Source organism: Nonomuraea sp. NPDC052265 (assembly GCF_044547985.1).
Lineage (GTDB): Bacteria > Actinomycetota > Actinomycetes > Streptosporangiales > Streptosporangiaceae > Nonomuraea.
This window is the reverse complement of sequence record NZ_JBIUBJ010000003.1, coordinates 213,124-235,073: the sequence shown is the minus strand read 5'-3', so window position 1 is coordinate 235,073 and position 21,950 is coordinate 213,124. Positions and strand designations below refer to the sequence as shown.

23 protein-coding genes are annotated in these 21,950 nt (G+C 73.0%); 5 read left to right on the top strand and 18 right to left on the bottom strand.

What is annotated here, in order from left to right; genetic code table 11:
- Positions 1–4: 4 nt before the first annotated feature.
- From alc to ACIHAD_RS10570, 3 genes are read right to left on the bottom strand one after another with little or no spacing between them, the layout of a single operon-like run.
- Entirely contained in the window at positions 5–952 is a 948-nt protein-coding gene (gene alc / locus ACIHAD_RS10580) for an allantoicase (protein WP_397354116.1), read from the bottom strand.
- Entirely contained in the window at positions 953–2,263 is a 1,311-nt protein-coding gene (gene allB, locus ACIHAD_RS10575; RefSeq protein WP_397354115.1) for an allantoinase AllB, read from the bottom strand.
- Positions 2,260–3,456, bottom strand: a complete 1,197-nt coding sequence (locus ACIHAD_RS10570) for a glycerate kinase (RefSeq protein WP_397354114.1) — start codon at positions 3,454–3,456, stop codon at positions 2,260–2,262. Before ACIHAD_RS10570 ends, allB begins: the two co-directional genes overlap by 4 nt.
- Positions 3,457–3,714: 258 nt before the next feature.
- On the opposite strand from ACIHAD_RS10570, the gene ACIHAD_RS10565 reads away from it, so the two are divergent.
- Entirely contained in the window at positions 3,715–4,866 is a 1,152-nt protein-coding gene (locus ACIHAD_RS10565) for a winged helix DNA-binding domain-containing protein (protein WP_397354113.1), read from the top strand.
- 18 nt (positions 4,867–4,884) lie between these two features.
- Here ACIHAD_RS10565 and ACIHAD_RS10560 read toward each other — a convergent pair whose 3' ends face one another.
- From ACIHAD_RS10560 to uraD, 7 genes are read right to left on the bottom strand one after another with little or no spacing between them, the layout of a single operon-like run.
- Positions 4,885–5,097, bottom strand: a complete 213-nt coding sequence (locus ACIHAD_RS10560) for an EF-hand domain-containing protein (protein ID WP_397354112.1) — start codon at positions 5,095–5,097, stop codon at positions 4,885–4,887.
- Positions 5,098–5,143: 46 nt separating this feature from the next.
- Positions 5,144–6,526 (bottom strand): 8-oxoguanine deaminase, encoded by a 1,383-nt coding sequence (locus tag ACIHAD_RS10555; RefSeq protein WP_397354111.1) that lies wholly within the window; start codon positions 6,524–6,526, stop codon positions 5,144–5,146.
- Positions 6,523–6,993 carry a (2Fe-2S)-binding protein gene (locus ACIHAD_RS10550; protein WP_397354110.1) on the bottom strand — a complete coding sequence of 157 codons (471 nt, stop codon included), beginning with the start codon at positions 6,991–6,993 and terminating at the stop codon, positions 6,523–6,525. Before ACIHAD_RS10550 ends, ACIHAD_RS10555 begins: the two co-directional genes overlap by 4 nt.
- Positions 6,993–7,853, bottom strand: coding sequence for an FAD binding domain-containing protein (locus ACIHAD_RS10545; RefSeq protein WP_397354109.1), 861 nt, complete (start codon positions 7,851–7,853; stop codon positions 6,993–6,995). The genes ACIHAD_RS10550 and ACIHAD_RS10545 overlap by 1 nt, the downstream gene beginning before the upstream one ends.
- Positions 7,854–7,858: 5 nt before the next feature.
- A complete protein-coding gene (gene pucL / locus ACIHAD_RS10540; protein WP_397354108.1) occupies positions 7,859–8,722 on the bottom strand; it encodes a factor-independent urate hydroxylase in 864 nt (287 codons plus the stop codon).
- Positions 8,723–9,022, bottom strand: coding sequence for a hydroxyisourate hydrolase (gene uraH, locus ACIHAD_RS10535; protein ID WP_397354107.1), 300 nt, complete (start codon positions 9,020–9,022; stop codon positions 8,723–8,725).
- Positions 9,019–9,534: a 2-oxo-4-hydroxy-4-carboxy-5-ureidoimidazoline decarboxylase gene (gene uraD / locus ACIHAD_RS10530; RefSeq protein WP_397354106.1), complete on the bottom strand. Its 516-nt coding sequence runs from the start codon at positions 9,532–9,534 to the stop codon at positions 9,019–9,021. The genes uraH and uraD overlap by 4 nt, the downstream gene beginning before the upstream one ends.
- 145 nt (positions 9,535–9,679) lie before the next feature.
- On the opposite strand from uraD, the gene ACIHAD_RS10525 reads away from it, so the two are divergent.
- Positions 9,680–10,522 carry a deoxyribonuclease IV gene (locus ACIHAD_RS10525; protein ID WP_397354105.1) on the top strand — a complete coding sequence of 281 codons (843 nt, stop codon included), beginning with the start codon at positions 9,680–9,682 and terminating at the stop codon, positions 10,520–10,522.
- A 622-nt stretch (positions 10,523–11,144) separates the two neighbouring features.
- On the opposite strand, the gene ACIHAD_RS10520 is transcribed toward ACIHAD_RS10525, so the two are convergent.
- From ACIHAD_RS10520 to ACIHAD_RS10510, 3 genes are all read right to left on the bottom strand, one after another.
- A complete protein-coding gene (locus ACIHAD_RS10520; protein WP_397354104.1) occupies positions 11,145–11,885 on the bottom strand; it encodes a LytR/AlgR family response regulator transcription factor in 741 nt (246 codons plus the stop codon).
- A 65-nt stretch (positions 11,886–11,950) separates the two neighbouring features.
- Positions 11,951–13,087 carry a sensor histidine kinase gene (locus ACIHAD_RS10515; RefSeq protein ID WP_397354103.1) on the bottom strand — a complete coding sequence of 379 codons (1,137 nt, stop codon included), beginning with the start codon at positions 13,085–13,087 and terminating at the stop codon, positions 11,951–11,953.
- 55 nt (positions 13,088–13,142) lie between these two features.
- Positions 13,143–13,739: a molybdopterin-dependent oxidoreductase gene (locus ACIHAD_RS10510; protein WP_397354102.1), complete on the bottom strand. Its 597-nt coding sequence runs from the start codon at positions 13,737–13,739 to the stop codon at positions 13,143–13,145.
- Between the two features lie 156 nt (positions 13,740–13,895).
- Between ACIHAD_RS10510 and ACIHAD_RS10505 the strand changes: the two genes are divergently transcribed.
- Complete coding sequence (locus tag ACIHAD_RS10505; protein ID WP_397354101.1) at positions 13,896–14,186, top strand: YiaA/YiaB family inner membrane protein; 291 nt, start codon at positions 13,896–13,898, stop codon at positions 14,184–14,186.
- Between the two features lies 1 nt (position 14,187).
- Here ACIHAD_RS10505 and thiI read toward each other — a convergent pair whose 3' ends face one another.
- The 3 genes from thiI to macS all read right to left on the bottom strand — a co-directional run bounded on the left by thiI (position 14,188) and on the right by macS (position 17,232).
- The gene (thiI, locus tag ACIHAD_RS10500) at positions 14,188–15,384 is read right to left on the bottom strand and encodes a tRNA uracil 4-sulfurtransferase ThiI (protein ID WP_397354100.1); all 1,197 of its coding nucleotides are present in this window, start codon (positions 15,382–15,384) and stop codon (positions 14,188–14,190) included.
- A gap of 66 nt (positions 15,385–15,450) precedes the next feature.
- A complete protein-coding gene (locus tag ACIHAD_RS10495) occupies positions 15,451–16,095 on the bottom strand; it encodes a response regulator (protein ID WP_397354099.1) in 645 nt (214 codons plus the stop codon).
- A gap of 9 nt (positions 16,096–16,104) precedes the next feature.
- Entirely contained in the window at positions 16,105–17,232 is a 1,128-nt protein-coding gene (gene macS / locus ACIHAD_RS10490; RefSeq protein ID WP_397354098.1) for a MacS family sensor histidine kinase, read from the bottom strand.
- A gap of 114 nt (positions 17,233–17,346) precedes the next feature.
- Here macS and ACIHAD_RS10485 point away from each other — a divergent pair, with 114 nt between their 5' ends.
- Positions 17,347–18,210 (top strand): MHYT domain-containing protein, encoded by an 864-nt coding sequence (locus ACIHAD_RS10485; RefSeq protein WP_397354097.1) that lies wholly within the window; start codon positions 17,347–17,349, stop codon positions 18,208–18,210.
- 219 nt (positions 18,211–18,429) lie between these two features.
- Here the strand turns inward: ACIHAD_RS10485 and ACIHAD_RS10480 are convergent, their stop codons facing one another.
- On the bottom strand, positions 18,430–19,455 hold the full coding sequence (locus ACIHAD_RS10480; RefSeq protein ID WP_397354096.1) for a 6-phosphofructokinase: 1,026 nt from the start codon (positions 19,453–19,455) through the stop codon (positions 18,430–18,432).
- Positions 19,456–19,628: 173 nt separating this feature from the next.
- Here ACIHAD_RS10480 and ACIHAD_RS10475 point away from each other — a divergent pair, with 173 nt between their 5' ends.
- Positions 19,629–20,354, top strand: a complete 726-nt coding sequence (locus ACIHAD_RS10475; RefSeq protein WP_397354095.1) for a Clp protease N-terminal domain-containing protein — start codon at positions 19,629–19,631, stop codon at positions 20,352–20,354.
- On the opposite strand, the gene ACIHAD_RS10470 is transcribed toward ACIHAD_RS10475, so the two are convergent.
- Entirely contained in the window at positions 20,351–21,823 is a 1,473-nt protein-coding gene (locus tag ACIHAD_RS10470) for a N,N-dimethylformamidase beta subunit family domain-containing protein (RefSeq protein WP_397354094.1), read from the bottom strand. The two genes, ACIHAD_RS10475 and ACIHAD_RS10470, sit on opposite strands and share 4 nt — an antisense overlap.
- Positions 21,824–21,950: the final 127 nt, after the last annotated feature.

The window sequence follows — 21,950 nt, the reverse complement described above, 5'->3', positions numbered from 1 at the left end:
GAGGTCAGGCCAGGTGCCCGTGCAGGCGTACCCTGGCCAGCCCGCCGTCCGGATAGATGTCGACCCGTACGTGGGTGACCGGTTCGCGGTGGTCGAGGCGGAAGCGGTGGGGTGTGTCGGGCTGGAGCCGGGTCTTCGGCAGCAGCCCGATCTCGCGCCCGCCGGACAGCCCGGTGAGCGCGACGTGGCCGGGGGCGTTGAAGATCAGGTTCGTGGTGTCGATCTCGGCCAGGCGCACCAGGCCCGGCCCGGCCAGGCGGATGAGCAGCCAGTCGTTGCCCGGCTCCCGGCGGCGCGCGGTCTCCCAGCCCTCGGCCTGATGCCGGGCCAGGCCGGGGGCGATGACGTTGTCGGGCGCGGAGTAGAACTCGTCGGAGCAGGCGGTGACCAGGCCGCCGTTCTGGAGGGCGGCCAGGTCGAGGCTCAGGCCGTCGTGGACGGACAGGTCGGGGCGTACCTCGCCGTGCACGCGCAGTCGGGCGATGCCGCCGTCGGGGTACATGTTCAGGCGTACGTGGGTGTACCGGGTGTCGTCGCCGGTGACCTCGACGTGGTGCTCGGTGTCGCCCTTGAGCCCGGTCCTCGGGACGATCTCCGTCCAGTCGGCGGCGGCCAGCTCGTCAGGTGAGGGGTGGCCGGGCACGGCGGCGGCCTCGACCGAGGCGTACGGCGGGTAGTTGCCCTTGAACCAGGCCGTGTCGATCACCACGCCGCGGATCGCCCCGGGCAGGCCCAGCCGCACCAGGGCCCAGTCGTGGCCCGGGGTGCGGCGGCGGCGGGTCTCCCAGCCGTCGTACACCTGGCCCTTGTTGCCGAACGTCTCGGCGCGGAAGCCGGGGCGGCCCGGCCTGATCAGGCTCTCCTTCTCGGCGAACGACTCGTCGCTGGCCGCCACGACCGAGCCGCCGAGGGTGCGCAGGGCCAGGTCGGGCAGGCTGGTGAAGGCGGACATCTACTGCTCTCCCAAGATGAGGCGGCCGTGCGGCTCTCCGTCCACGGGACGGCCGCGCAGCCAGGTGGTCAGGACGGCGCCCTTGAGCACCCGGCCGTGGTAGGGGGTGACGGGGTTGCGGTGGTGCAGGCGGGCGGCGTCCACCGGGTTGTCGGCGTCGGGGTCGAAGGCGACCAGGTCGGCGTCGTTGCCGGGGCGGATCGCGCCCTTGCCGGGGATCCGGGCCGTCTCGGCGGGCGCGGCCGACATCCAGCGGACGACGTCGGCGAGCGGGTGCCCGCGCCGGGCGGCCTCCGTCCAGACCGCGGACAGGCCGAGCTGGAGGGAGGCGACACCACCCCAGGCGGCGGCGAAGTCGGGCACCTTCAGGTCGGCGGGCGAGGGCGAGTGGTCGGAGACGACACAGCTCAGCACGCCTCTGGCCAGGCCGTCCCACAGCAGCTCGCGGTTGGCCCGCGAGCGGATGGGCGGGCAGCACTTGTACGCCGTCCGCCCCTCGGGCACCTGCTCGGCCTCCAGCGTCAGGTAGTGGGGGCAGGTCTCGGCCGTGACCGCCACGCCGTCGGCCTGGGCCTCCTCCAGCACGCCGAGGCATTCGGCGCTGGAGACGTGCAGGACGTGCACCCGCGCGCCGGTCTCGGCGGCCAGCGCGACGACCCTCGCCACCGCGCTGCGCTCGGCGGCCCCCGGCCGCGACTCCAGGAACTCCCGGTACGTCGGCCCGCCCGGCTCGGCCAGCAGCTCCGGGTCCTCGGCGTGCACGACGACGAGCCCGCCGAACCCGGCGACCTCCGCCAGCACCGCCCGCAGCTCCGCCGTGGCGAGCGGCGGGAACTCCTCGACGCCCGACGGGGACATGAAGCACTTGAAGCCCAGGACGCCGCGCTCGTGCAGCGGCCTGAGCTCCTTGAGGTTGCCCGGGACCGCGCCGCCCCAGAACGCCACGTCGACGTGGCACTGCCCGCGGGCGGCCCGCAGCTTGGCCTCCAGCGCCTCCACGCTGACGGTGGGCGGCAGGGAGTTGAGCGGCATGTCCACGATCGTGGTCACCCCGCCGGCGGCGGCCGCCCTGGTCGCCGAGGCGAACCCCTCCCAGTGCGTCCGGCCCGGCTCGTTGACGTGCACGTGCGTGTCCACCAGGCCGGGGAGCAGGGGCAGGTCGCGCAGGTCGATGTCCTCGGCGGCGTCGAGGGGCTCGGCGTAGTCGTACAGGGCCTCGATGCGCTCGCCCCGCACGGCCACGGCCACCGCCCGCTCCCCCTCGGGCGTGACGGCCCGCCGGGAGCGGACGACGAGGTCGTGGACGGTCATCTGCCCTCCAGGTGCTCGGCCCGATGATCGGCCAGGTGATCGGCCAGGTGATCGGCCGCCACGCGGGCGGCCAGGCGTTCGAGGAGCGGCCCGGCCTCGGCCATGCAGCGCGCCGGGTCGGGCTCCAGGTCGGTCAGGGCGTACGCGGCCTCGATGCCCGCGTCCTTGAGCTCGGCGTCGCCGAGGGTGCGCCGCCCGCAGACCGCGACGACCGGCACGCCCGCCCTGGCCGCGGCCTGGGCCACGCCGATCGGCGCCTTGCCGCGCAGGGACTGCTCGTCGAGCGACCCCTCACCGATGATCACCAGCCGCGCGTCGCGGACGAGCGCGCCGAAGCCGAGCAGGTCGAGCAGGTATTCGATGCCGGGCCGCAGCTCGGCGTGGAGGAAGGCCAGCGCCGCGAAGCCGACGCCGCCCGCCGCGCCCGCACCCGGGGCTCCGGCCACGCCCATGGCGCGCGGGGTGTCGTCGTGCTCGACCGCGCCGGCCAGGCCGTGGGTCTGCGTGGCGACGGCGGCCAGCCGGGACAGGCCGGCCTCCAGCACCTTGACGTCGTCGGGGGTGGCGCCCTTCTGCGGCCCGTAGACGGCGGCGGCTCCGTGCGGGCCGAGCAGCGGGTTGTCCACGTCGCTCGCCACCACGAACTCCACGCCGGAGACGCCGGCGAAGCCGGACAGGTCGATGCGGGCCAGCCCGCGCAGCGCGGCGCCGCCGTCGGGCAGCTCGGCGCCGTCGTCGTCGAGCAGGCGCGCGCCGAGCGCCCGGACCATGCCCGCTCCGCCGTCGGTGCAGGCGCTGCCGCCCAGCCCGAGGACGACCCGCCGCGCGCCCCTGCGCAGGGCGTCGGCGATCAGTTCTCCGGTGCCGTAGGAGGTGGCGGTCAAGGGGGCGAGCCCGGCGGGCAGCCGCCGCAGCCCGGACGCCTCGGCCAGCTCGACCACCGCCGTCGGCGTGCCGCCCGCGGCCCGCCAGGCGTAGGCCGCGGTCACGCGTTCGCCGGTGGGACCGGTGACCTCCACGGTGACACGGTCGAACCCGCAGGCCACGGCCGCCTCGACGGTGCCGTCGCCGCCGTCGGCGACCGGCAGCTCGACCGTCGGCACCCCGAGCCCCGCCGACACCCGCGCCGCGACCTCGGCGGCGGTGAGGGAGCCCTTGAACTTGTCGGGTGCCACCAGAACCAGCTTTACCACTACGAACTCCCACAAGATGCTGAACAATGGCCGGACACGCCTTCCTGCCCGGTGCGAGCGGGCAGGAAGGCGTGACTCATCATCACATCAGGCCCCTGGCCGGGGGCGGCCCAGGGTGGCTGCCCTCAGCGAACAGCCTCGGTGAAACAGGCGCCGGCGTCCCCGCCCATGGGCCGCGAGCACGAATCTGAGCGGTCCTGGCCGGTTCTGAGGTGGCTGAGCCTCCAACTAGGCTCACATCCCGTAAGGAGGCGTTTCATGCGCATTTCTGAGCGGGAGCGGCGGCGTCGTCTGGGCGCGCGCCACAGCCTGGCGGCCAAGGCGGCGAGCCCGGAGCAGGCGACGGCGTCCGTGGTGGCGCTGCACGCGACCGACCCGGCGACCGTGTTCCTGTCGGCGGGCGCGCGGCTCACCGCCCCCGGCCCCGAGCCGGTCGAGCGGGCCCTGTACGAGGACCGCACGCTGGTGCGCATGCACGGGATGCGGCGCACGGTGTTCGTGGTCCCGGCCGCGCTGGTGCCCGTCGTGCACCACTCCTCCACGCTCGCGGTCGCCACGAGGGTGCGCAAGGCGCTGGTCAAGGAGCTCACCGCGGCCGGCGGCTGGGACGAGCCGTGGCTTTCGGAGGTGGAGTCGTCGGTGCTGCGCGTCCTGGCGGCGGAGGGCACGGCGACGGCGAACCGGCTGGGCGTGCTGGAGCCGCGGCTGCGCGAGCAGTTCCGGGTGGCCGCGGGCAAGCCGTACGAGGCCATGCACAGCGTCGGGCAGCGGCTGATCACGCTGATGGGCATGGAGGGCCGGCTCGTCCGGCAGGGCCGCCCGTCCGGCTCGTGGACGAGCACGCAGCACCTGTGGGCCGTCGCCCCGCCCATGGACGCCCTGGCCGTCCCGCAGGCCCAGGCGGAGCTGGTAGGCCGCTGGCTGGCCGCGTTCGGCCCCGGCACGGAGGCCGACGTCAAGTGGTGGACCGGCTGGACGCTGCGCGAGGTGCGCGCCGCGCTGGCCGCCGTCGGCGCGGTGGAGGTCGAGCTGGACGAGGGCCCGGGGTACGTCCTGCCCGGCGACCTGGACGAGACGCCCGACCCCGGGCCGTGGGCGGCGCTGCTGCCCGCCCTCGACCCGACGCCGATGGGCTGGCAGGGCCGCGACTGGTACCTGCCGAAGGAGCACCGGGCCGAGTTGTTCGACCGCAGCGGCAACGTCGGCCCGACCGTGTGGTGGGACGGCCGGGTCGTCGGCGGCTGGGGGCAGCGCCCCGGCGGCGAGATCGTGTGGCGGGCGCTCACCGACGTGGGCTCCGACGCCGTGGCCGCCGTGGAGGCCGAGATCGCCGGTCTGGCCTCCTGGCTCGGCGGCGTACGGATCACGCCCCGCTTCCGCACGCCCCTGGAACGCGCGCTGTCGGAGTAGGCCGCCCGCCCGGGGCCGTCACGCGACCACGCGGATGAACTCCTCCAGCGAGTAACGCCCGTCCTGGTCGGAGTCGGCCTCCTGGCTCAGCGCCCCGAGGGCCTCGGCGGGCAGGTCGGGGAAGTGCCGCTTCAGCTCGGCCTCGCTGACGAAGCCGTCGCCGTCGGTGTCGATCTCGGCGAAGGTGCTCTTGAGCTGCGCCAGCCGCTCGACGGGGAGTTCTGCCGACACGGGACCGCCTTTCAGTGCTGGATGCCACGTTCCGGACATTCACACCTTAGTGATGGATCTCCCTGTCCGCCGAGAGCCCTCGCTCGGCCGCCAGCCGCATCAGCCTGCGGTGGGCGTCGGCGCCCGCCCGGCCGGCCGCGTCGTGGGACGTCGTCCGCAGCTCGCCGTCCTCGACCACGGTCCGGCCGCCGACCAGGACGCGGGCCACCGGCGGCGGAGGCCCGAACACCAGCGCGCACACCGGGTCTGCCACGGCGGCGGTGAAGGGCCCGCCGGTCCGCCACAGGACGACGTCGGCCAGCTTGCCGGGCTCCAGCGAGCCGAGCTCGGCCTCGCGGCCCAGGTTGCGCGCCCCGCCGAGGGTGGCCAGCTCCAGCGCCTGGCGGGCCGACAGGGCGCCGGGGCCGTACCTGGCCCGCTGGAACAGCAGCGCCTGCCGCATCTCCCCGGCCGGTGAGGTCAGCTCGGAGGAGGCACTGCCGTCCACGCCGAGCCCGACGTTCGCGCCCTGGCGCAGCATCTCCGACACGCGGGCGATCCCGGCGCCCAGGCGGCCGTTGGAGGAGGGGCAGTGGGCCGCGCCCGTGCCGGTGCGGGCGAGCTTGACGATGTCGGCGTCGCTGAGGTGCACGGCGTGCGCGAGCCACACGTCGGGGCCCAGCCAGCCGAGCTTGTCCATGTAGTCCACCGGGCGCAGGCCGAACTGCTCCATGCAGTGCTCGTCCTCGTCCAGGGTCTCGGCCAGGTGGGTGTGCAGCCGTACGCCCTTGTCCCTGGCCAGGGCCGCCGACCGGGTCATCAGCTCCGCGCTGGCCGAGAACGGCGAGCACGGCGCGACCGCGACCCGCAGCATCGAGGACGGCGACGGGTCGTGGTAGGCGTCCACCGCTTCAGCCGTCGCGGCCAGCGCGTCGTCGAGCTCCTCGACCACCTCGTCCGGCGGCAGCCCGCCGCGCGACCGGCCCCGGTCCATCGAGCCGCGCGCCGGATGGAAGCGCACGCCGATCTCCCGCGCGGCCTCGACGCCCGCCGCGAACAGGTCGCCCCTGCCCTTGGGGAAGACGTAGTGGTGGTCGCTGGAGGTGGTGCAGCCGGCCAGCGCGAGCCAGCCGAGCCCGGCCGTGGCCGCGCCCCTGACGACCTCGGCGTCCATGGCGGCCCACACGTCGTAGAGCGCCACCAGCCACTCGAACAGGGTGGCGTCCTGGGCCAGCCCCTGCGAGGCCCATTGGTAGAGGTGGTGGTGGGTGTTGACCAGGCCGGGGGTGGCCAGGCAGCCGGAGCCGTCCACGCGCCGGGCGCCGGGGGTGGCGGGCGCGGGGCCGGGGCCGAGCGCGGCGATCCGGTCGCCCTCGACCACGATGTGGCCGGAGGGGATCTCGGGGCCGACGACGGGCGCGACGTGCACGTTCTCGATCAGCAGGGTCATCGGGCCGCCTTCCGCGCCGCGGCCAGCCGTACGGCGTCGAGGATCTTCTCGTAGCCGGTGCAGCGGCACAGGTTGCCCGCCAGGGCCTCGCGGATCTCGGCGTCGGAGGGCCGGGGCACGCGTTCGATCAGGTCGTGGGCCTGCACGACGAGCCCGGGGGTGCAGAAGCCGCACTGCACGGCCCCGCACTCGACGAACGACTCCTGTACCGGGTCGAGCCGGTCGCCCTCGGCCAGCCCCTCGACCGTACGCACCCGCCGTCCCTCGGCCTGACCGGCGGCGACCAGGCACGAGCAGACCGGCAGTCCGTCGAGATAGACCGTGCACGAGCCGCATTCGCCCTGCTCGCAGGCGTTCTTGGAGCCGGGGAGCCCCATCCGCTCGCGCAGGACGTACAGCAGGCTCTCCCCCTCCCAGACGTCTTCCACGCTGTGGTCGCGGCCGTTGACGGTGACGTTCAGGCGCATCAGGCGGCCCTCCTCGCGAGGTGGTCGTTCCAGGCCCAGGTGAGCGTGCGCCGGGCCATCACGCCGACGGCGTGCACCCGGTAGGCGGCCGTGCCGCGCACGTCGTCGATCGGCGCGGCGGCGCGCGCGCACAGCTCCCCGAAGCGGGCCAGCAGCGCGGGGTCGAGCGACGCGTCCCAGTCCAGCTCCCCGGCCAGCAGGTCCTCGGCCTCCAGGGCGCGGCGCGGCGTGGGCGCGGCCGAGCCGATCCCGGTGCCCACCCGCCGCTCGCCGGGGTGCAGCGCGACCGCGAACGAGCACACCGCGATCACCATGGCGTTGCGCGTGCCGACCTTGGAGAAGTACTGGGGTCCCGGAGCGGGCTCGACGCGCACGGCCCTGATCAGCTCGTCCGGTTCCAGGGCGTTGCGCTTGACCCCGAGGTAGAACTCGTGCGCGGGGATCAGGCGGGTGCCCCGGTCGCGCGACTCGACCTCGACGACCGCGCCCGCCGCCAGCAGCGGCGGGTGGCTGTCGCCCGCGGGCGAGGCCGCGCCGAGGTTCCCGGCGACCGTGCCGCGGTTGCGGATCTGCGGCGAGCCGACCGTGCGCGCGGCCTGCGCGAGCCCCGGCAGCACGCCGCCCAGCTCGTTGACGACCGTCGCGTACGTCACCCCCGCCCCGATCCGGCAGACCCCGTCGCCCATGCCCCATTCGCGCAACTCGGCCACCTGGTTCAGGTCGAGCAGCGCCTCCGGCCTGCGCACGTCGAAGTTGATCTCCACCATCACGTCCGTGCCACCCTGGACGGGCAGCGCACCGGGCCGGTCCGCCTTGGCGGCCAGCGCCTCAGCCCACGTGGTGGGCCGCAAGAAGTCCATCGTCCTCACTCCCAGGCGAATTCCGCGTCGGGCGCGTCCTCACGCAGGACGCTGCCCTCGATCAGCCCGTAGGGGCGATCGGCGGCGTAGAAGACCTCGTTCTCGTTGTCCAGGCCGAACGGCGACAGGTCGACCAGGAAGTGGTGCTTGTTCGGCAGCGTGAGCCTGACCTCGCAGACCTGCGGGCAGGCGGTCAGCACCCGCTCGCCCATCGCGTACAGGGTCTGCTGCAACGACAGGCTGTGCGTCTGCGCGAACGCGTCCAGCAGGCATTCGCGCACCCGCGCGTACGGCGGGCGCTCCCCCGTCCCGGCGTGCCGCCATCGCGCGGTCACCGCGGTGGCCAGGACGCGGTCGGTGGTCGGCTGGAGGGTGGTGTACTCGTCCACGAGGTAGCCGTGGAACTCCGAGCCGGTCGAGTTCATCACGACCAGGTCCGTCAGGCCGGACACGACGGTGGTGCGTCCGTCCCTGTCGTGGTGGACGACGCACGTGCGCACCTCGCCGCCGTCGCGCACGAAGGAGTGCTGCGACCGGCCGGGGATGCGGTTCCAGGCGTACTCCTCGATCTCCACCCGCGCGTGGTGGATGGAGGCGTGCGCGCCGACGAAATGGCGGGCCAGTAAGAGGGCGAAGTCCTCGATCTCGCCGACGCCGTGCTTCCTGGCGAAGGCGTAGGCGGTGTTCTTCTGCGTGTCGGTGGGCAGGACGGCGGCGTTGCCGCCGTTCCTGTGCGCCTCTTCCATGTCGCCCGACAGCGAGGAGCTGACGTTGATGTCCTTGACGTGGTGGACGCCTCCGTCCCTGACCACGCGGACGAGCCTGGTCTCCGCCTTGCCGTAGCGATTGGGGCCGAGCTTGACGGTCATCTAGCTCCCTCGGTAGGTGGAGTAGGCGTACGGGCTGAGCAGCAGCGGCACGTGGTGGTGCGCTCCGGGGTCGGTGACGGTGAAGGCGACGACGACCTCGGGGTAGAACGTGTCGGCCAGGTAGGCGCCGGTGTCGAAGACGACCCGGTGCACGCCTTGCTCGGTGGCCCAGCCCGTGATCCGGCCGTCGTCGTCGGTGCTGCCACGGGCGAGCACGCGGCCCTCGCGTTCCAGCCGTACGCCGACCCCGGCGGCCGGCCGGCCCGACACCGCGTCCAGGACGTGCGTCGAGAAGCTCATCCGCACTCCCCTTCCATGAGCTTCCCCAGCCGGAGCCGGGTGATCTTCACCAGCTCGTCGAGGACGACGCCGCGCTCGGTCTCCTCGTCGTTGCCCAGCCGCGCGCGCAGCCGGGCCAGCAGCTCGGCCCCGCTCAGGCCGGTGGCGCACACCAGGTAGACGTGCCCGAAACGCTCCTCGTACGCGCGGTTGCCCGCGGCCAGCAGCTCCGCGTCCCGCCCGGACGTGTCCTCGTGCGCGCCCGCCTGCTCCTCGCCCGACCAGCGCGACTCCCGGCCCTCCCCGGACGGGCGTTCCCCGATCCGCGGGTGGGCCTCCAGCGCCTCCAGCACGTCGGGCCACTTCAGCTCGCGCACCGCCGTCTCGGCGGCCTCGGCGAGCCGTTCGCGGCCGGCGTAGGGCCTGCGGGCGGCCACCGCCGCGGCGAAGGCGCGGGAGGCGCAGCAGGCCAGCAGCTCGGCCTCCGCCTCCTCCCGCGGCCGCCGGTTGAACCCGGCCAAGGAGTTGGGCATGTCTGCAGTACACACAGGGGCCTGCTGCCCGGTCCATCCGTGAGAACTCCCAAGTACGCAACGGGATGGCCAGGACTTTTCGTGTCATGCTCCAACCCGGCCCCGGCCGGGGCGCCTCTGAGCTGCGCCTACACTGGGAGCCATCATGACCTTGACATCCCTGATCGGCGGGCACGTGTCCGTCACCGGCGGCCTGGCGACCGGCGGCCTGAAGTACATGGCCGAGATCGGCGCCGAGATGATCCAGGTGTTCGTCACCAACCCGCGCGGCTGGGCGCTCAACGACGGCAGGCCGGCCGAGGACGCCAAGCTGGCCGAGTCCGGCGTCACCGCGTTCATCCACGTGCCGTACCTGGTGAACTTCGGCTCGCCCAACCCCGAGACGCTGACCAACTCCATCGCGGTCGTCCGCCACGGGCTGCGGCGCGGGGTCGAGACCGGCGCCAAGGGCGTCGTGGTCCACACCGGCTCGGCCGTCACCCAGTCACGCGACGACGCGCTGCGGCAGGTGCGCGAGACGCTGCTGCCGCTGCTCGACGAGATCCCCGAGGGTGGCCCCGACCTGCTGCTGGAGCCCATGGCGGGCCAGGGCGCGATGCTCTGCGCGACCGTCCAGGACCTGGAGCCCTATCTCGCCGCGCTCGACTGGCACCCGCGGGCCGGCGTCTGCCTCGACACCTGCCACGCCTTCGCCGCCGGGCACGACCTGGCCGCCGAGGGCGGGGTGCGGGAGACGTTCGACGCGCTGCACGCCCTCGCGCCCGGCCGGCTCAAGCTCATCCACGCCAACGACTCCAAAGACGTGTGCGGGGCCAAGAAGGACCGTCACGAGAACATCGGCGCGGGCCACATCGGCGCGGAGCCGTTCGCCGAGATCATGCGGCACCCGGCGGTGGCGGGCGTGCCGATCTGCATCGAGACGCCCGGCAAGGCCGACAAGCACCGCGAGGACATCGAGCTGCTGAAGAAGCTCCGCGACGAGGGCTGATCCGGCATTTCCCCCTGACGGGGATAAAGACCCAACCTGGCCTTGAATCGTGATAGGGGCGCCTGCTCTCACGATCCGGCCGCCCCCGAAGGCCGGATCGCGGGGCCGGGGTCCGTGGCCTCCGCAGGCGCCCCTTCACGTGATCGGCAGGCGGGCCCTACCCCCGGTCAAGGGCCCGACAGCCGTGGTGACCTGGTGGGTCACCGGTGAAGCCGGCGCATCAGGCCCTTGCTTGGGCCTTGCGGCCCGTCCCCCCCGATGCGCCGGGTGGCTTCCGATGCCGAAACACTACGGTCGCGATCTTGTGGGAGAAACCCTGTTTACGGTCAGCTCGCTGAACGGTCTGTAGTCATCGCCATACGGAGGGTGTCCGGACGGCGAACGGTCACCCGGCGGCGACGAGCGGTAGGTTCCGTGGCCCTCCACAGGGCCCGGCGGACCCGGCCGGACCCGCTCGGCACGGTGCCCGACCCGACGTGACCTGGGAAATCTTTTACCATCGCGGCGCCGCGACCCGCCCGGCGACCGGCGACGGGCAGCCCGCCGGCACGCCCAGCTTCACGCCCGCCCGTCCGCCCCGGCCCATGGCGGAACCCGGGCGGGCGCGGCGGGCGGCGGACGGTCAGGAGAAGACGCCGCGGTGCTGGCGGACGAGCTGTTCGCGCACCTGGCGGCTGTGGCGCCGGCTGACCTGAAGCGTCTCGGTGCCGACGGTGAGGGTGACCCGGCCGCCCTCGAAGCGCAGCTCGCTGACGTGCCGGGCCGAGACCAGGGTGCTGCGGTGGACGCGGATGAAGCCCGCCTCCGACCAGCGGCGTTCGAGCGCGGCCAGCGACATGCGGACGAGGTAGCTGCCGTCTTCGGTGTGCAGCCGCACGTAGTCGCCCTTGGCCTCGGCGAACCAGACGGCCTGCTGCGGCACGAACCTGGTGCGCCCGCCCAGCTCGACCGGGATGACGTCGTCCTGGCTCGGCTCGGCGAGCGGCGCGGAGGCCGCCTCCAGCCGTCTGACCGCCTCCGCCAGGCGCTCGGCCCGGACCGGCTTGAGCAGGTAGTCGACGGCCTCCAGCTCGAACGCCTGCACCGCGCACTCCTCGTGCGCCGTGACGAACACCAGCTTCGGCGGGCTGGGAAAGCCGCCGACCAGCCGGGCGAGGTCGAGCCCGTCGAGACCCGGCATCCGGACGTCGAGGAAGATCCCGTCGAGCCGCTCGCCGCCGCCGATCATCTGCACCATGTCCTGCAGCGCGGTGACGCCGTCGGCCGCGGTCGCGACGTGTTCGATTCTGGTGTCCTGGCGCAGCAGATAGGCGAGCTCCTCAAGAGCGGGCACCTCGTCGTCGACTGCCAGGACCCTCAGCATGGCCTCCACCCTCCCGTATGAAAGCAAAGGTCACAGCGACACGCCAGCCCAGCGTAAGGGAAAGATTACAATGAGGTGAATTGCGTCTTCGGCACGCGCAGCCGCACCCTCGTTCCCGCGCCGAGCGCGGTCTCCACGACCAGGCCGTAGCCGTCGCCGTAGATCTGGCGCATGCGCAGGTCCACGTTGGCCAGGCCGATGCCGCCGCCCTCGCGGGACGGTTCGCCGTCCAGCATGCGCCTGGCGCACTCGGGGTCCATGCCGGTGCCGTCGTCCTCGACGGTGATGTGGGCCTCGGGGCCGGCGTCGCGGACCACGACCCGCACCTCGCCGCCGCCGCGCCGGCCGCGCATGCCGTGCTTGATGGCGTTCTCCACCAGCGGCTGGAGGCACAGGAACGGCACCGGCACCGGCAGCACCTCGGGCGCGACCTGCATGCTGAAGCGCAGCTTGTCGCCGAAGCGGGCGCGTTCCAGCAGCAGGTACCGGTCGACGCAGGTCAGCTCGTCGGCCAGGGTGGTGAAGTCGTGGGCCCTGCGCAGGGCGTAGCGGGAGAAGTCGGCGAAGTCGAGCAGCAGCTCGCGGGCGCGCTTGGGGTTCGTACGGACGAACGAGGCGATCGTGGTCAGCGCGTTGTAGACGAAGTGCGGCGAGATCTGGGCGCGCAGCGCGCGCATCTCGGCCTCCAGCGCCCGCCGCCGCGAGGCGTCGAGGTCGGCCAGCTCAAGTTGCCCCGACACCCAGCGGCCCAGCTCGGTCACGGTACGCACGAGCGTCGCGCTGACCTCCTCGTCGAAGGCCGCCAGCGTGCCCACGACCGTGCCGTCGACGGTCAGCGGCACCACCACGGCCCCGTACGGCCGCCCGGCGAACACCTGCGCCCGCCCGGCGGCCAGGGTGGTGCGGGCGTAGGTGAGCACGTCGTCGGTGCACGGGCCGTCCCAGGCCAGCGCGGCGTCGGTGGAGGTGATCGCGACGGCGCGGGTGCCGAGCAGCGTGTGCAGATGGCGTACGGCCTTGCGCGCCGAGTCGCGGTCGAGCCCGGCACGCAGGGCGGGCGCGGCCAGCCCAGCGACGTGCAACGCGGTGAAGGTCGCCTCGTCCTTGCCGCCGCCCGGTTGGGCGTGACGGCGCGCCCTGGCACAGGCGTAGCCGAGGACGAAGGTCAGGAGGGAGAGCGCCACGCATGCGGTGGTCTGCATGCGCCAAACCGTAGCCAATAACCGGTCGTGTTCGGGTGGAAACCCAGAGCGAAGTCTACGGGGGCCCCTCGCCGGGTTCCTCCTGGTACGAGTAACGCTGTTCGTGCCAGGGGTCGGCCAGATTGTGGTATCCGCGCTCCTCCCAGAAGCCCCGCCGGTCCTCCAGGAGATATTCGATGGCCCGCACCCATTTGACGCTCTTCCAGGCGTACAGGTGGGGGACGACGATGCGTACGGGGTAGCCGCGGTCGGGGCTGAGCGGCTTCTCGTCCAGCTCGGTGGCGAACAGGGTGTCGGGGGCGGCGAAGTCGGACATGCGGAGGTTGGCGCTGTAGCCGTACTCGGCCCAGATCATGACGTGGCGCACGCCGGGGTCGGGCGGCGCCAGCTCCATGATCGTGGCCGGGGTGACGCCCCGCCACTCGTTGGCCATGAGGGAGAACTTGGTGACGCAGTGGAAGTCGGCGATGCGTGTGGCCCGGGGCAGCAGCTCGAAGTCCGCCCAGGTCAGGCAGTGCTCCTCGCCGGAGGCCGTGGCCCCGAAGACGCGGAAGTCCCAGCTGCCCGGCTTGAACGAGGGCACCCGGCCGTAGTGGATCACGGGGCGGCCGCGCGGGACGTACTGGCCTGGAGGCAGGCGCGACTCCTCCACGATCACTCCCCTCACCGATCTCGCGTCTTGGGCCATCCTGCCATCGGCCCGCCCGAGCCCCGCGTCCGGGGCTGGGGGCAGGCCTTGTCGTACTCAGGAGTAACTTGAGTACGACACCTCATGCGGCGGCCTGGCCTGCGGGATCACCATGAGCTCATGAGCAAGCCCATCCGTCCCACGCAGACCGCCGCGTTCTACGTCCAGGCGATGTTGTCGTTCGCCGTCTCCGTGTCGTCCGTGGTGATCGCCCTGATCTACCTGCCGGCCTCCGGCTGGATCCGGGCCTTCCTCGCGCTCGGCCTGCTGTACGTGATCACCTCCACAGTCAACCTGTGCAAGGTCGTCCGCGACCGGCAGGAGCTGGCGGAGGTCACCAACCGCGTGGACCAGGCCAGGCTGGACAAGCTGCTGGCCGAGCACGACCCGTTCAAGGTCGACGCGGCCTGACCTACAGCGTGTACTCCTGGATCGAGTCGGCGAGCTGCACGCACAGCTCCTCGGCGTCGAGCCGCTTCTCGATCTGCTTGAGGTCCTCGATCTTGGCCCGGGTCTCGGCGCGCTTGGGAGCCAGCAGGGAGCAGCAGTCCTCGTCGGGCAGCTCCGAGATCTCCAGCGTGCCGATGCGCCGGGCCTCGGCCATGATCTCGGTCTTGTCCCAGCCCACGAGCGGGCGCAGGATCGGCAGGTCGACCGCGTTGTCCTGGGCGGTGATGTTGGCCAGCGTCTGGGAGGAGACCTGGCCGAGCGCGTCGCCGGTGATCAGGGCGCCGGCGCGGATGCGGTGGGCGACCTCCTCGGCCGTCTTCAGCATGAGCCGCCGCTGGGCGATCACGGCCAGGCGGTCCTGGCCCGAGTTGCGGATCGACTGCTGCGCCTTGCCGAACGGCACCACCCACAGCCGCGACCTGCCCTGGAACCGGTCGAGCTTCCTGACCAGCGCGTACGCCTTGTAGATCGACTCGGAGGTGGTGAACGGGATGCCGGAGAAGTGCAGGAAGTCGACGTGGAGGCCGCGCTTCATCATCCGGTAGGCCGCCACCGGCGAGTCGATGCCGCCCGACATGAGCACCAGCGCCCGGCCGCTGCTGCCGACCGGCAGGCCGCCCTGGCCGGGGATGCCGTCGGTGAAGACGAACACCTCGTCCCTGTCGACCTCGATGAAGACGGTCAGCTCGGGGTTCTTCAGGTCGACGGGCAGGTGGTACTCGTCGTTGATCGCGCCGCCGACGAGCCGGTCGAGCTCGTTGGAGCGCAGCGGGAAGCGCTTGTCGCGGCGGCGGGAGCGCACGGCGAAGCGGGCCCCGCGGGCGACCTCCTCGCGGTCGCGGATCAGCTCAAGGGCGGCCTTGAGCACGGTGTCGGGGTCTTTGGCCACCCGCCAGGTGCGGTGGATCCACACCAGGCCGGGCACGTCGGCGACCCGCCGGGCCACCGCGTCGGCCTGCTCGACGCCCGAACCCTCGGGCAGGAAGATCGCGACGACGCCGTGGCGCCTGCGCACGTCCGTCTTGAGGCCGAGATCCTTGAGCGCGAAGCGGATGTTGTCGATCAGTCGGCGCTCGAACAGCTCACGGTTCTTGCCCTTCAGAACGATCTCGCCCAGCTTGAGCAGAACGCATGGCTCGCCCAGGGCGGACATCGTCATGGTGGAACCTCCGGGGAAGACGGGGAAAGCGCGGCCGTAGGAAGGCAACGCCGCGACCCATCGAGTTTAGTCCGCGTCGAGGCCCTGCTCGATCGCATATCGGACCAGTTCCACCCGGTTGTGCAACTGGAGCTTGCTCAGCGTGTTCTGCACGTGGTTCTGGACCGTGCGGTGCGAGAGCACCAGGCGGTCGGCGACCTGCCGGTAGGTCAGGCCCTTGGCGACCAGCCTGAGCACCTCCGTCTCGCGCTCGGTCAGCCTCGGCCCGTCGTCGGCGGCGGCCGGGCGCGCGGCCAGCCGCCGGTACTCGCCGAGGACCAGACCGGCCAGGCCCGGTGTGAAGACGGCGTCGCCGTCGGCGGTGCGGCGGACGGCGTCGAGGAACTCCTCCCGGCTCGCCGACTTCACCAGATATCCGGACGCGCCGGCCTTGACCGCGGCCAGCACGTCGTCCTGCTCGGCGCTGGCCGACAGCACCAGGACCTTGGGCGCCGGGTCGGCCCCGGCCAGCCCGGCGGCCACCTCGGCCCCCGACATGTCGGGCAGGTGCAGATCCAGCACCACGACCTGGGGACGTACGGCCGCAGCCGCCCGGATCGCCTGCCGCCCCTCCCCCACCACCGCCACGACGTCGTAGCCCGCCTCGGACAGATCCCTGGCCACGCCGTCGCGCCACATGGGATGGTCGTCCACCACCATGACCCGCACCATGACGCCACTCTAACGGGGCCCGTCCCCGCCTTTCCGCGCCCGCCTGGCGGGAAGGCTGATCTCGATCTCGGTCCCGGACGGCGCGGAGGTGACGGCGACCGTCCCGCCCAGGTCGGCGACGCGCCCCCGGATGGACTGCGCGACGCCCAGGCGGCCCTCGGCGACGGCCTGCTCCAGGCGGCCCCGGGGGATGCCCGGCCCTTCGTCCCGGACGGTCACCATGACCACGTCGTCGCAGGACTCGGCGAACACCCAGGCCCGCGCGCCCGCGCCGCAGTGCTCCCGCACGTTGTCCAGGGCGGCCCGGACCGCGGCCGCCACTCCCTCGGCCGCCGGAGTGGGCAGGACGAGCGGCGTGGCCGGGGTGGAGACCGTCACCAGCGGCGAGCCGTGCCGCATGAGCAGGGAGCGCAGGTCCGTGGAGCCGGTCGGGGCCGGGCGGGAGGCGATGAGCTCGCGCAGCGCGGCCTCCTGCTCGCCGGCCAGGCGGCCCAGCTCGGCCGCCTCGCCGCCGATCTGCCGGCCGCGCCGCTGGACCAGCGCCAGCACCTGGAGGACGGAGTCGTGCAGGTCGCGGGCCAGCCGGTCGCGTTCGCGCTGGGCGGCCTCCATCTCGGCCGCGCGCTGCATGCGTTCCTCGGCCTCCTTGGCCAGCCTGGCCACGTGTCCGACCACGACTCCTGACAGGAACAGCAGGACGGCGCCGTTGATCATCACGGGCGCGTCCGGGGCGCGCACGCGCAGCCACAGGTCCGCGGCGGCGACGACGGCCGCCGCCACCGCGCCCGCGCGCCGGCCGCCGTACACGGCCCAGGCCAGGACGGGCCCGGCGATCCAGGTGGCGGGCACGGGCATGGTGCCCGCCGCGCCCTGACGGGCGCCCTCGACGTACGGCGAGGCCAGCAGGCAGGCCAGGCCCACCAGCAGGTCGACGGCCAGCAGCGGCCACCCGCGCAGCCCCTCGACCGAGTACGCGTACGTGGCCCCGGCCGTCCACAACGCCATCACGGCGATCACCAGCCAGCCGATGACCGGCTCCTCGTACCCGCGGTACTGGGCCATCAGCACGGCGGCGTACAGCAGCGAGGCGGCACGGAAGACCGCGATCGCCCGCCAGAAGGGCCCCTCGATACTCATGAGACTCTTTCATGTTTCCGACAGGGCGGTTGACAGATAGTCGTGTTATCCATGCGAAAGGGACAGGACGGATGGCACAATCCGTGAACCCCTAATCACAAGGAACGTCGATATATGACCGCTGTTAATCATTTCACCCACGGACCGCTCACTCCGCTGCTCGCGTACCTGATGTCGTGCCTGGGTTCGATGCTCGGACTGCGGCTGACCGCCCAGGCCCACGCCAGCCGCGGCGCGTCGCGGATGCGCTGGCTGATCGGCGCGGCGATCTCCATAGGCGGCACCGGGATCTGGGTCATGCACTTCGTCGCGATGATGGGCTTCGCGGTGGAGGGCACGCAGATCAAGTACGACGTGCCGCTCACCGTCGTCTCGGCCGCCGTGGCCGTCGTGGTGGTCGGCACCGGCCTGTTCCTGGTCTCCTACGGCCGCGGCCGGGCCCTGGCGCTGCTCGGCGGCGGCCTGCTCACCGGGCTCGGCGTGGCCAGCATGCACTACCTCGGCATGTACGCCATGAACATGAGCGCCCACGTCTCCTACGACCGCACGATCGTGGCCGCGTCCGTGGTCGTCGCCGTCGTGGCCGCGACCGCCGCGCTCTGGTTCACCCTGCGGGTCAAGAAGCCGATCTGGATCACCGGGGCGGCGATGGTCATGGGCGTGGCCGTCTCGGGCATGCACTACACCGGCATGTACGCCATGCGGGTCTCCGTCGACGCCGAGCCCGGCATGGTCACCGGCGCCGACGCCCTGGACTTCCTCGTCCCCCTCATGACCGTGATCAGCCTGATCACGCTGACCATGCTGCTCATGGTGATCCTCGCGCCCTCGGAGGAGGAACTGCACGAGGACGCCGAGATGGTCGCCCGCCTGGAGCTGCGCCGGCGTACCGCCCAGCAGCAGCGCCTGGCCCACCCCGCCCCCCCGGCCGCTCCCCGCCCGCAGCAGCAGCAGATGATGCGCACGCCCCGCCGATAGACCGCCTCCCCGTGCACGCGGCGAGGGCGCGCCGGAGGTGGATCCCCCCGGCGCGCCCCGCGGTCGAGCTATCTCCTGGGTACGGCTTGCGGCGCGAAGTGGGCCGCCGACTCGCTGCGCCCCAAGCCGTACCCCGAGGGGGGTTGTAAGCGGTAACCCCGCTGTCCAGAAGGTACGGCCCGGCGCTTGCAAGCCACTTTCACCCTGCCGGAGAACACCTCAGCCGAAGAACACCTCGGCCTCGGAGTACCGGGACGGCGGGACGGTCTTCAGCTCGGCCGTCGCCTCGTCGAGCCCGACCCGGACGATGTCGGTGCCGCGCAGCGCGACCATCGTGCCGTAGTCGCCCTCGTGCGCGGCGTCGATCGCCTGGAGGCCGAACCTGGTGGCCAGCACCCGGTCGTAGGCCGTCGGGGTGCCGCCGCGCTGGATGTGCCCGAGCACGGTCGTACGGGCCTCCTTGCCGGTGCGCTTCTCGATCTCCTTGGCCAGCACCTCGCCGACGCCGCCGAGCCGGACGTGCCCGAACGCGTCGAGGGTGCCCGTCTGCAGCTCCATCTGGCCCTCGATCGGGTGGGCGCCCTCGGCCACGACGATGATCGGCGAGTAGCGGGTGCGGAAGCGGGACTCGACGTACTCGCAGACCCGGTCGATGTCGAAGGGCTTCTCGGGGATGAGGATCACGTTGGCGCCGCCCGCCATGCCCGCGTGCAGCGCGATCCAGCCCGCGTGGCGGCCCATGACCTCGCAGATCAGCGCGCGGTGGTGGGACTCGGCGGTGGTGTGCAGCCGGTCGATGGCCTCCATCGCGATGTTGACCGCGGTGTCGAAGCCGAAGGTGTAGTCGGTGCCGGACAGGTCGTTGTCGATGGTCTTGGGCACGCCCACGACGTTCACGCCGCGGTCGTAGAGCTGCTTGGCCACGCCGAGCGTGTCCTCGCCGCCGATGGCGATCAGGGCGTCGACGCCGGTGGCGGCGAGGTTCTCCTTGATGCGGTCGACGCCGCCCTCGATCTTGATCGGGTTGGTGCGGGATGATCCGAGAATGGTGCCGCCCCGCGGCAGGATGCCTCGTACGGCCTGGATGTCGAGCGGCATCGTGTCGCCTTCCAGGGGCCCGCGCCAGCCGTCGCGGAACCCCACGAACTCATGGCCGTACGTGCTCACCCCCTTACGCACCACGGCCCTGATGACGGCGTTGAGACCTGGACAGTCTCCGCCTCCGGTGAGCACTCCTATACGCATGGCGGGTTCCTCCCGATGGGGTTCACGAACCATTGCTCGGTGACAGCTCGCATTGTGCCTGCCGGGGCGCTCAGTGGTCTAGACCAAACGCCAGGCGCGGATCATTTCCGGGGAGGAGGCACCACCGTCAACCCAGGGTTGACGATGCCGGACCGTCAACCTATGGTTGACGCATGGACGAAACCGTACGTCTCGACGACCTCATCGCCGCCATCAAGAGCCGTCACCCCGACGGCGACCCCCTCGGCCAGCTCTCCGACGCCGTCACGCTGGGCGAGCACCTCGGAGAGGTGGCCGACCACCTGATCGGCCACTTCGTGGACCACGCCCGCCACTCCGGCGCCTCCTGGACCGACATCGGCCGCAGCATGGGCGTCACCAAACAGGCCGCGCAGAAGCGGTTCGTGGTCAAGGAGAGCGGCTCGCTCGCCGACGACCTGCGCAACTACGCCCGCTACACCGACAAGGCGCGGGTCGCGGTGGTCAAGTCGCAGGAGGAGGCGCGGCTGTCGGGGCACGACCACATCGAGGTCGGGCACCTGGTGCTCGGGCTGCTGCACGTGCCGCAGGCGCTGGCCGCCTCGACCATGGCCACGCTCGGGGCCTCCCCCGAGGCGGTCAGGGAGGCCGTCACGGCGGCCATGGGGCCGGGCGGCGGGCAGTCGCCCGTCACCCTGCCGTTCGCCGCGCAGAGCGCCAAGGCGCTGGAGCTGACCCTGCGCGAGGCCCTGCGGCTCGGGCACAACTACGTCGGCACCGAGCACCTGCTGCTCGGCGTGCTCGCCCTGGAGGAGGGCCCGGTGGTGCGGGCCCTCGCCGACCTCGGCGTGCGCAGGGAGGCGGCCGAGCAGGAGATCAGGAAGCGGCTGGAGGCGATCCTGCGCGAGCGCCGCCCCTAGCCTTCCGGGGCGTGCCGGCGGGCCTTGGGGGCGGCGTTCCCCGTCGGCCGCCCGTGCTCCTGAGGCGCCTGGGCGGGGTGGTGCGGAAGCGCGGCGGCGCGTTCGCCGGCGGGGCCCGCCGCGAAGCGAGTCAGCACGTTCGTCGTCGCGCGGCGGGTGAAGGCGGCCGCGGCCTCGGGGACGCCGTGACCGCACCGCTTCCCGCGCATCGCGCACACCCAGCGCATCGTGCCCGACGCGAACACCCCGGCCCCGCTCGGCGCCGTGTAGTACGTGCTCTGCGACGTCGTCGCCCGTCCCCCGCACGAGAAGGACGAGTCCGCCAGCACCTCGACGCCCTTCGGCGAGCCACGCGAGACCTTGTCGCTCTCCGGGCCGACCATGCCGGGGAAGCGCCGTCCCCGGGTGCCGGCGAAGATCCAGTGGCCGGGCCTGCTGACCGTGTAGGCGCCCTGGGCGGGGAAGCAGTCGTACATCTGGCCCACCAGGGCGCTCTCCGGGCGGGAGTCCCGCCACAGCGGGCACAGCCGTTCCTTGTCGCAGGCGACCGTCCTGCCCTTGATCGCGATGCGCCAGTAGACGGCGTTCGCGCCGAGGAAGGCGAGGTTCGTCCCGCCGTCCCTGGCCCGCGTGACGGCCGTGCGCATGGCGGGCGACCAGTACTCGTCGTGGCCGAGCGAGACCACGGCCCTGGCGCCGTCCAGGACGCCGGGGCCGAGGTCGAGGCTCGTGAGGTAGGCCAGGGGCACGTCGCTGCGCTCGGCCACGTCCAGCGCCGACTGCTCGAAGTCGAGGAACAGGCGGGCGCCGCCGCCGTCGTACGGGCGGTCGAAGGTGACCTCGCGCGAGCGGTCGGCGAAGCCGCCGGGGCCCTGGTAGAGGCTGCGTCCGCCCCACAGGTTGTACGCCTGCCAGGTGGTGACCGCGTTCACCAGCACCACGCGGCCCCGGGTGGAGGCCGAGCGGACGGTGACCGGCACGTACCGCTGGGCGCCGGTCGAGGCGTCGAGCCTGATCAGGTACGCGCCCTCCGTCCAGCCCGCGGTGTCCACGGTGAGCGAGGGCTTCCAGTGGGCGGCGGTCACCATGCCGCGCACGGTCCTGGCCGGGGGCTGGCGGACGCCCTTGACCTGCGGGGACTCCCACACCTTGGCCGGATGCGCGCCCATCCTGAAGGCGGCGGCGGTGAAGCGCGGGGCGGTGGTGGAGACGTGCAGGGCGAAGCGCTCGCCGGGCAGCACACTCACGTGGTCGGCGTAGCCCTCGATCTCGTGGTCGGCCCCGCGGGTGGTGATCCGCCACGACTCCCCCGCCCGCACCGGCGGCGGCGACGGGCGGCCCGGTTCCGAGGGCGTCGGCGCGGGCGGTGCGGGCGCCGCGGACGGCACCGGCCGTACGGGGGCGCCACCGCATCCGGCGGCGGGCAGGACGGCGATCACCAGGGCGAGGAGCAGCGGGAGCTTGCGCACCCGGCCATCGTCGTGGGGGGGGGGGGGGGCGGGGGCGCCCCCGGGTGTCAAAATTACAACGCCGCCCCCCCCCCCCGCCCCCCCCCGCCCCCCCCCCCGCCCCCAGGCCCGGGCGGGGGCCCGCGCG

What these genes read in the sequence shown, in the direction of transcription:
- uraH (WP_397354107.1), bottom strand. Translation starts at nt 9,022, where the DNA reads ATGAGCTTCTCGACGCACGTCCTGGACGCGGTGTCGGGCCGGCCGGCC.
- macS (WP_397354098.1), bottom strand. Translation starts at nt 17,232, where the DNA reads ATGAGTATCGAGGGGCCCTTCTGGCGGGCGATCGCGGTCTTCCGTGCC.
- ACIHAD_RS10525 (WP_397354105.1), top strand. Translation starts at nt 9,680, where the DNA reads ATGACCTTGACATCCCTGATCGGCGGGCACGTGTCCGTCACCGGCGGC.
- alc (WP_397354116.1), bottom strand. Translation starts at nt 952, where the DNA reads ATGTCCGCCTTCACCAGCCTGCCCGACCTGGCCCTGCGCACCCTCGGC.
- ACIHAD_RS10565 (WP_397354113.1), top strand. Translation starts at nt 3,715, where the DNA reads ATGCGCATTTCTGAGCGGGAGCGGCGGCGTCGTCTGGGCGCGCGCCAC.
- ACIHAD_RS10495 (WP_397354099.1), bottom strand. Translation starts at nt 16,095, where the DNA reads ATGGTGCGGGTCATGGTGGTGGACGACCATCCCATGTGGCGCGACGGC.
- uraD (WP_397354106.1), bottom strand. Translation starts at nt 9,534, where the DNA reads ATGCCCAACTCCTTGGCCGGGTTCAACCGGCGGCCGCGGGAGGAGGCG.
- thiI (WP_397354100.1), bottom strand. Translation starts at nt 15,384, where the DNA reads ATGACGATGTCCGCCCTGGGCGAGCCATGCGTTCTGCTCAAGCTGGGC.
- ACIHAD_RS10545 (WP_397354109.1), bottom strand. Translation starts at nt 7,853, where the DNA reads ATGGACTTCTTGCGGCCCACCACGTGGGCTGAGGCGCTGGCCGCCAAG.
- ACIHAD_RS10515 (WP_397354103.1), bottom strand. Translation starts at nt 13,087, where the DNA reads ATGCAGACCACCGCATGCGTGGCGCTCTCCCTCCTGACCTTCGTCCTC.
- ACIHAD_RS10480 (WP_397354096.1), bottom strand. Translation starts at nt 19,455, where the DNA reads ATGCGTATAGGAGTGCTCACCGGAGGCGGAGACTGTCCAGGTCTCAAC.
- ACIHAD_RS10505 (WP_397354101.1), top strand. Translation starts at nt 13,896, where the DNA reads ATGAGCAAGCCCATCCGTCCCACGCAGACCGCCGCGTTCTACGTCCAG.
- allB (WP_397354115.1), bottom strand. Translation starts at nt 2,263, where the DNA reads ATGACCGTCCACGACCTCGTCGTCCGCTCCCGGCGGGCCGTCACGCCC.
- pucL (WP_397354108.1), bottom strand. Translation starts at nt 8,722, where the DNA reads ATGACCGTCAAGCTCGGCCCCAATCGCTACGGCAAGGCGGAGACCAGG.
- ACIHAD_RS10520 (WP_397354104.1), bottom strand. Translation starts at nt 11,885, where the DNA reads ATGCTGAGGGTCCTGGCAGTCGACGACGAGGTGCCCGCTCTTGAGGAG.
- ACIHAD_RS10555 (WP_397354111.1), bottom strand. Translation starts at nt 6,526, where the DNA reads ATGACCCTGCTGATCGAGAACGTGCACGTCGCGCCCGTCGTCGGCCCC.
- ACIHAD_RS10550 (WP_397354110.1), bottom strand. Translation starts at nt 6,993, where the DNA reads ATGCGCCTGAACGTCACCGTCAACGGCCGCGACCACAGCGTGGAAGAC.
- ACIHAD_RS10475 (WP_397354095.1), top strand. Translation starts at nt 19,629, where the DNA reads ATGGACGAAACCGTACGTCTCGACGACCTCATCGCCGCCATCAAGAGC.
- ACIHAD_RS10485 (WP_397354097.1), top strand. Translation starts at nt 17,347, where the DNA reads ATGACCGCTGTTAATCATTTCACCCACGGACCGCTCACTCCGCTGCTC.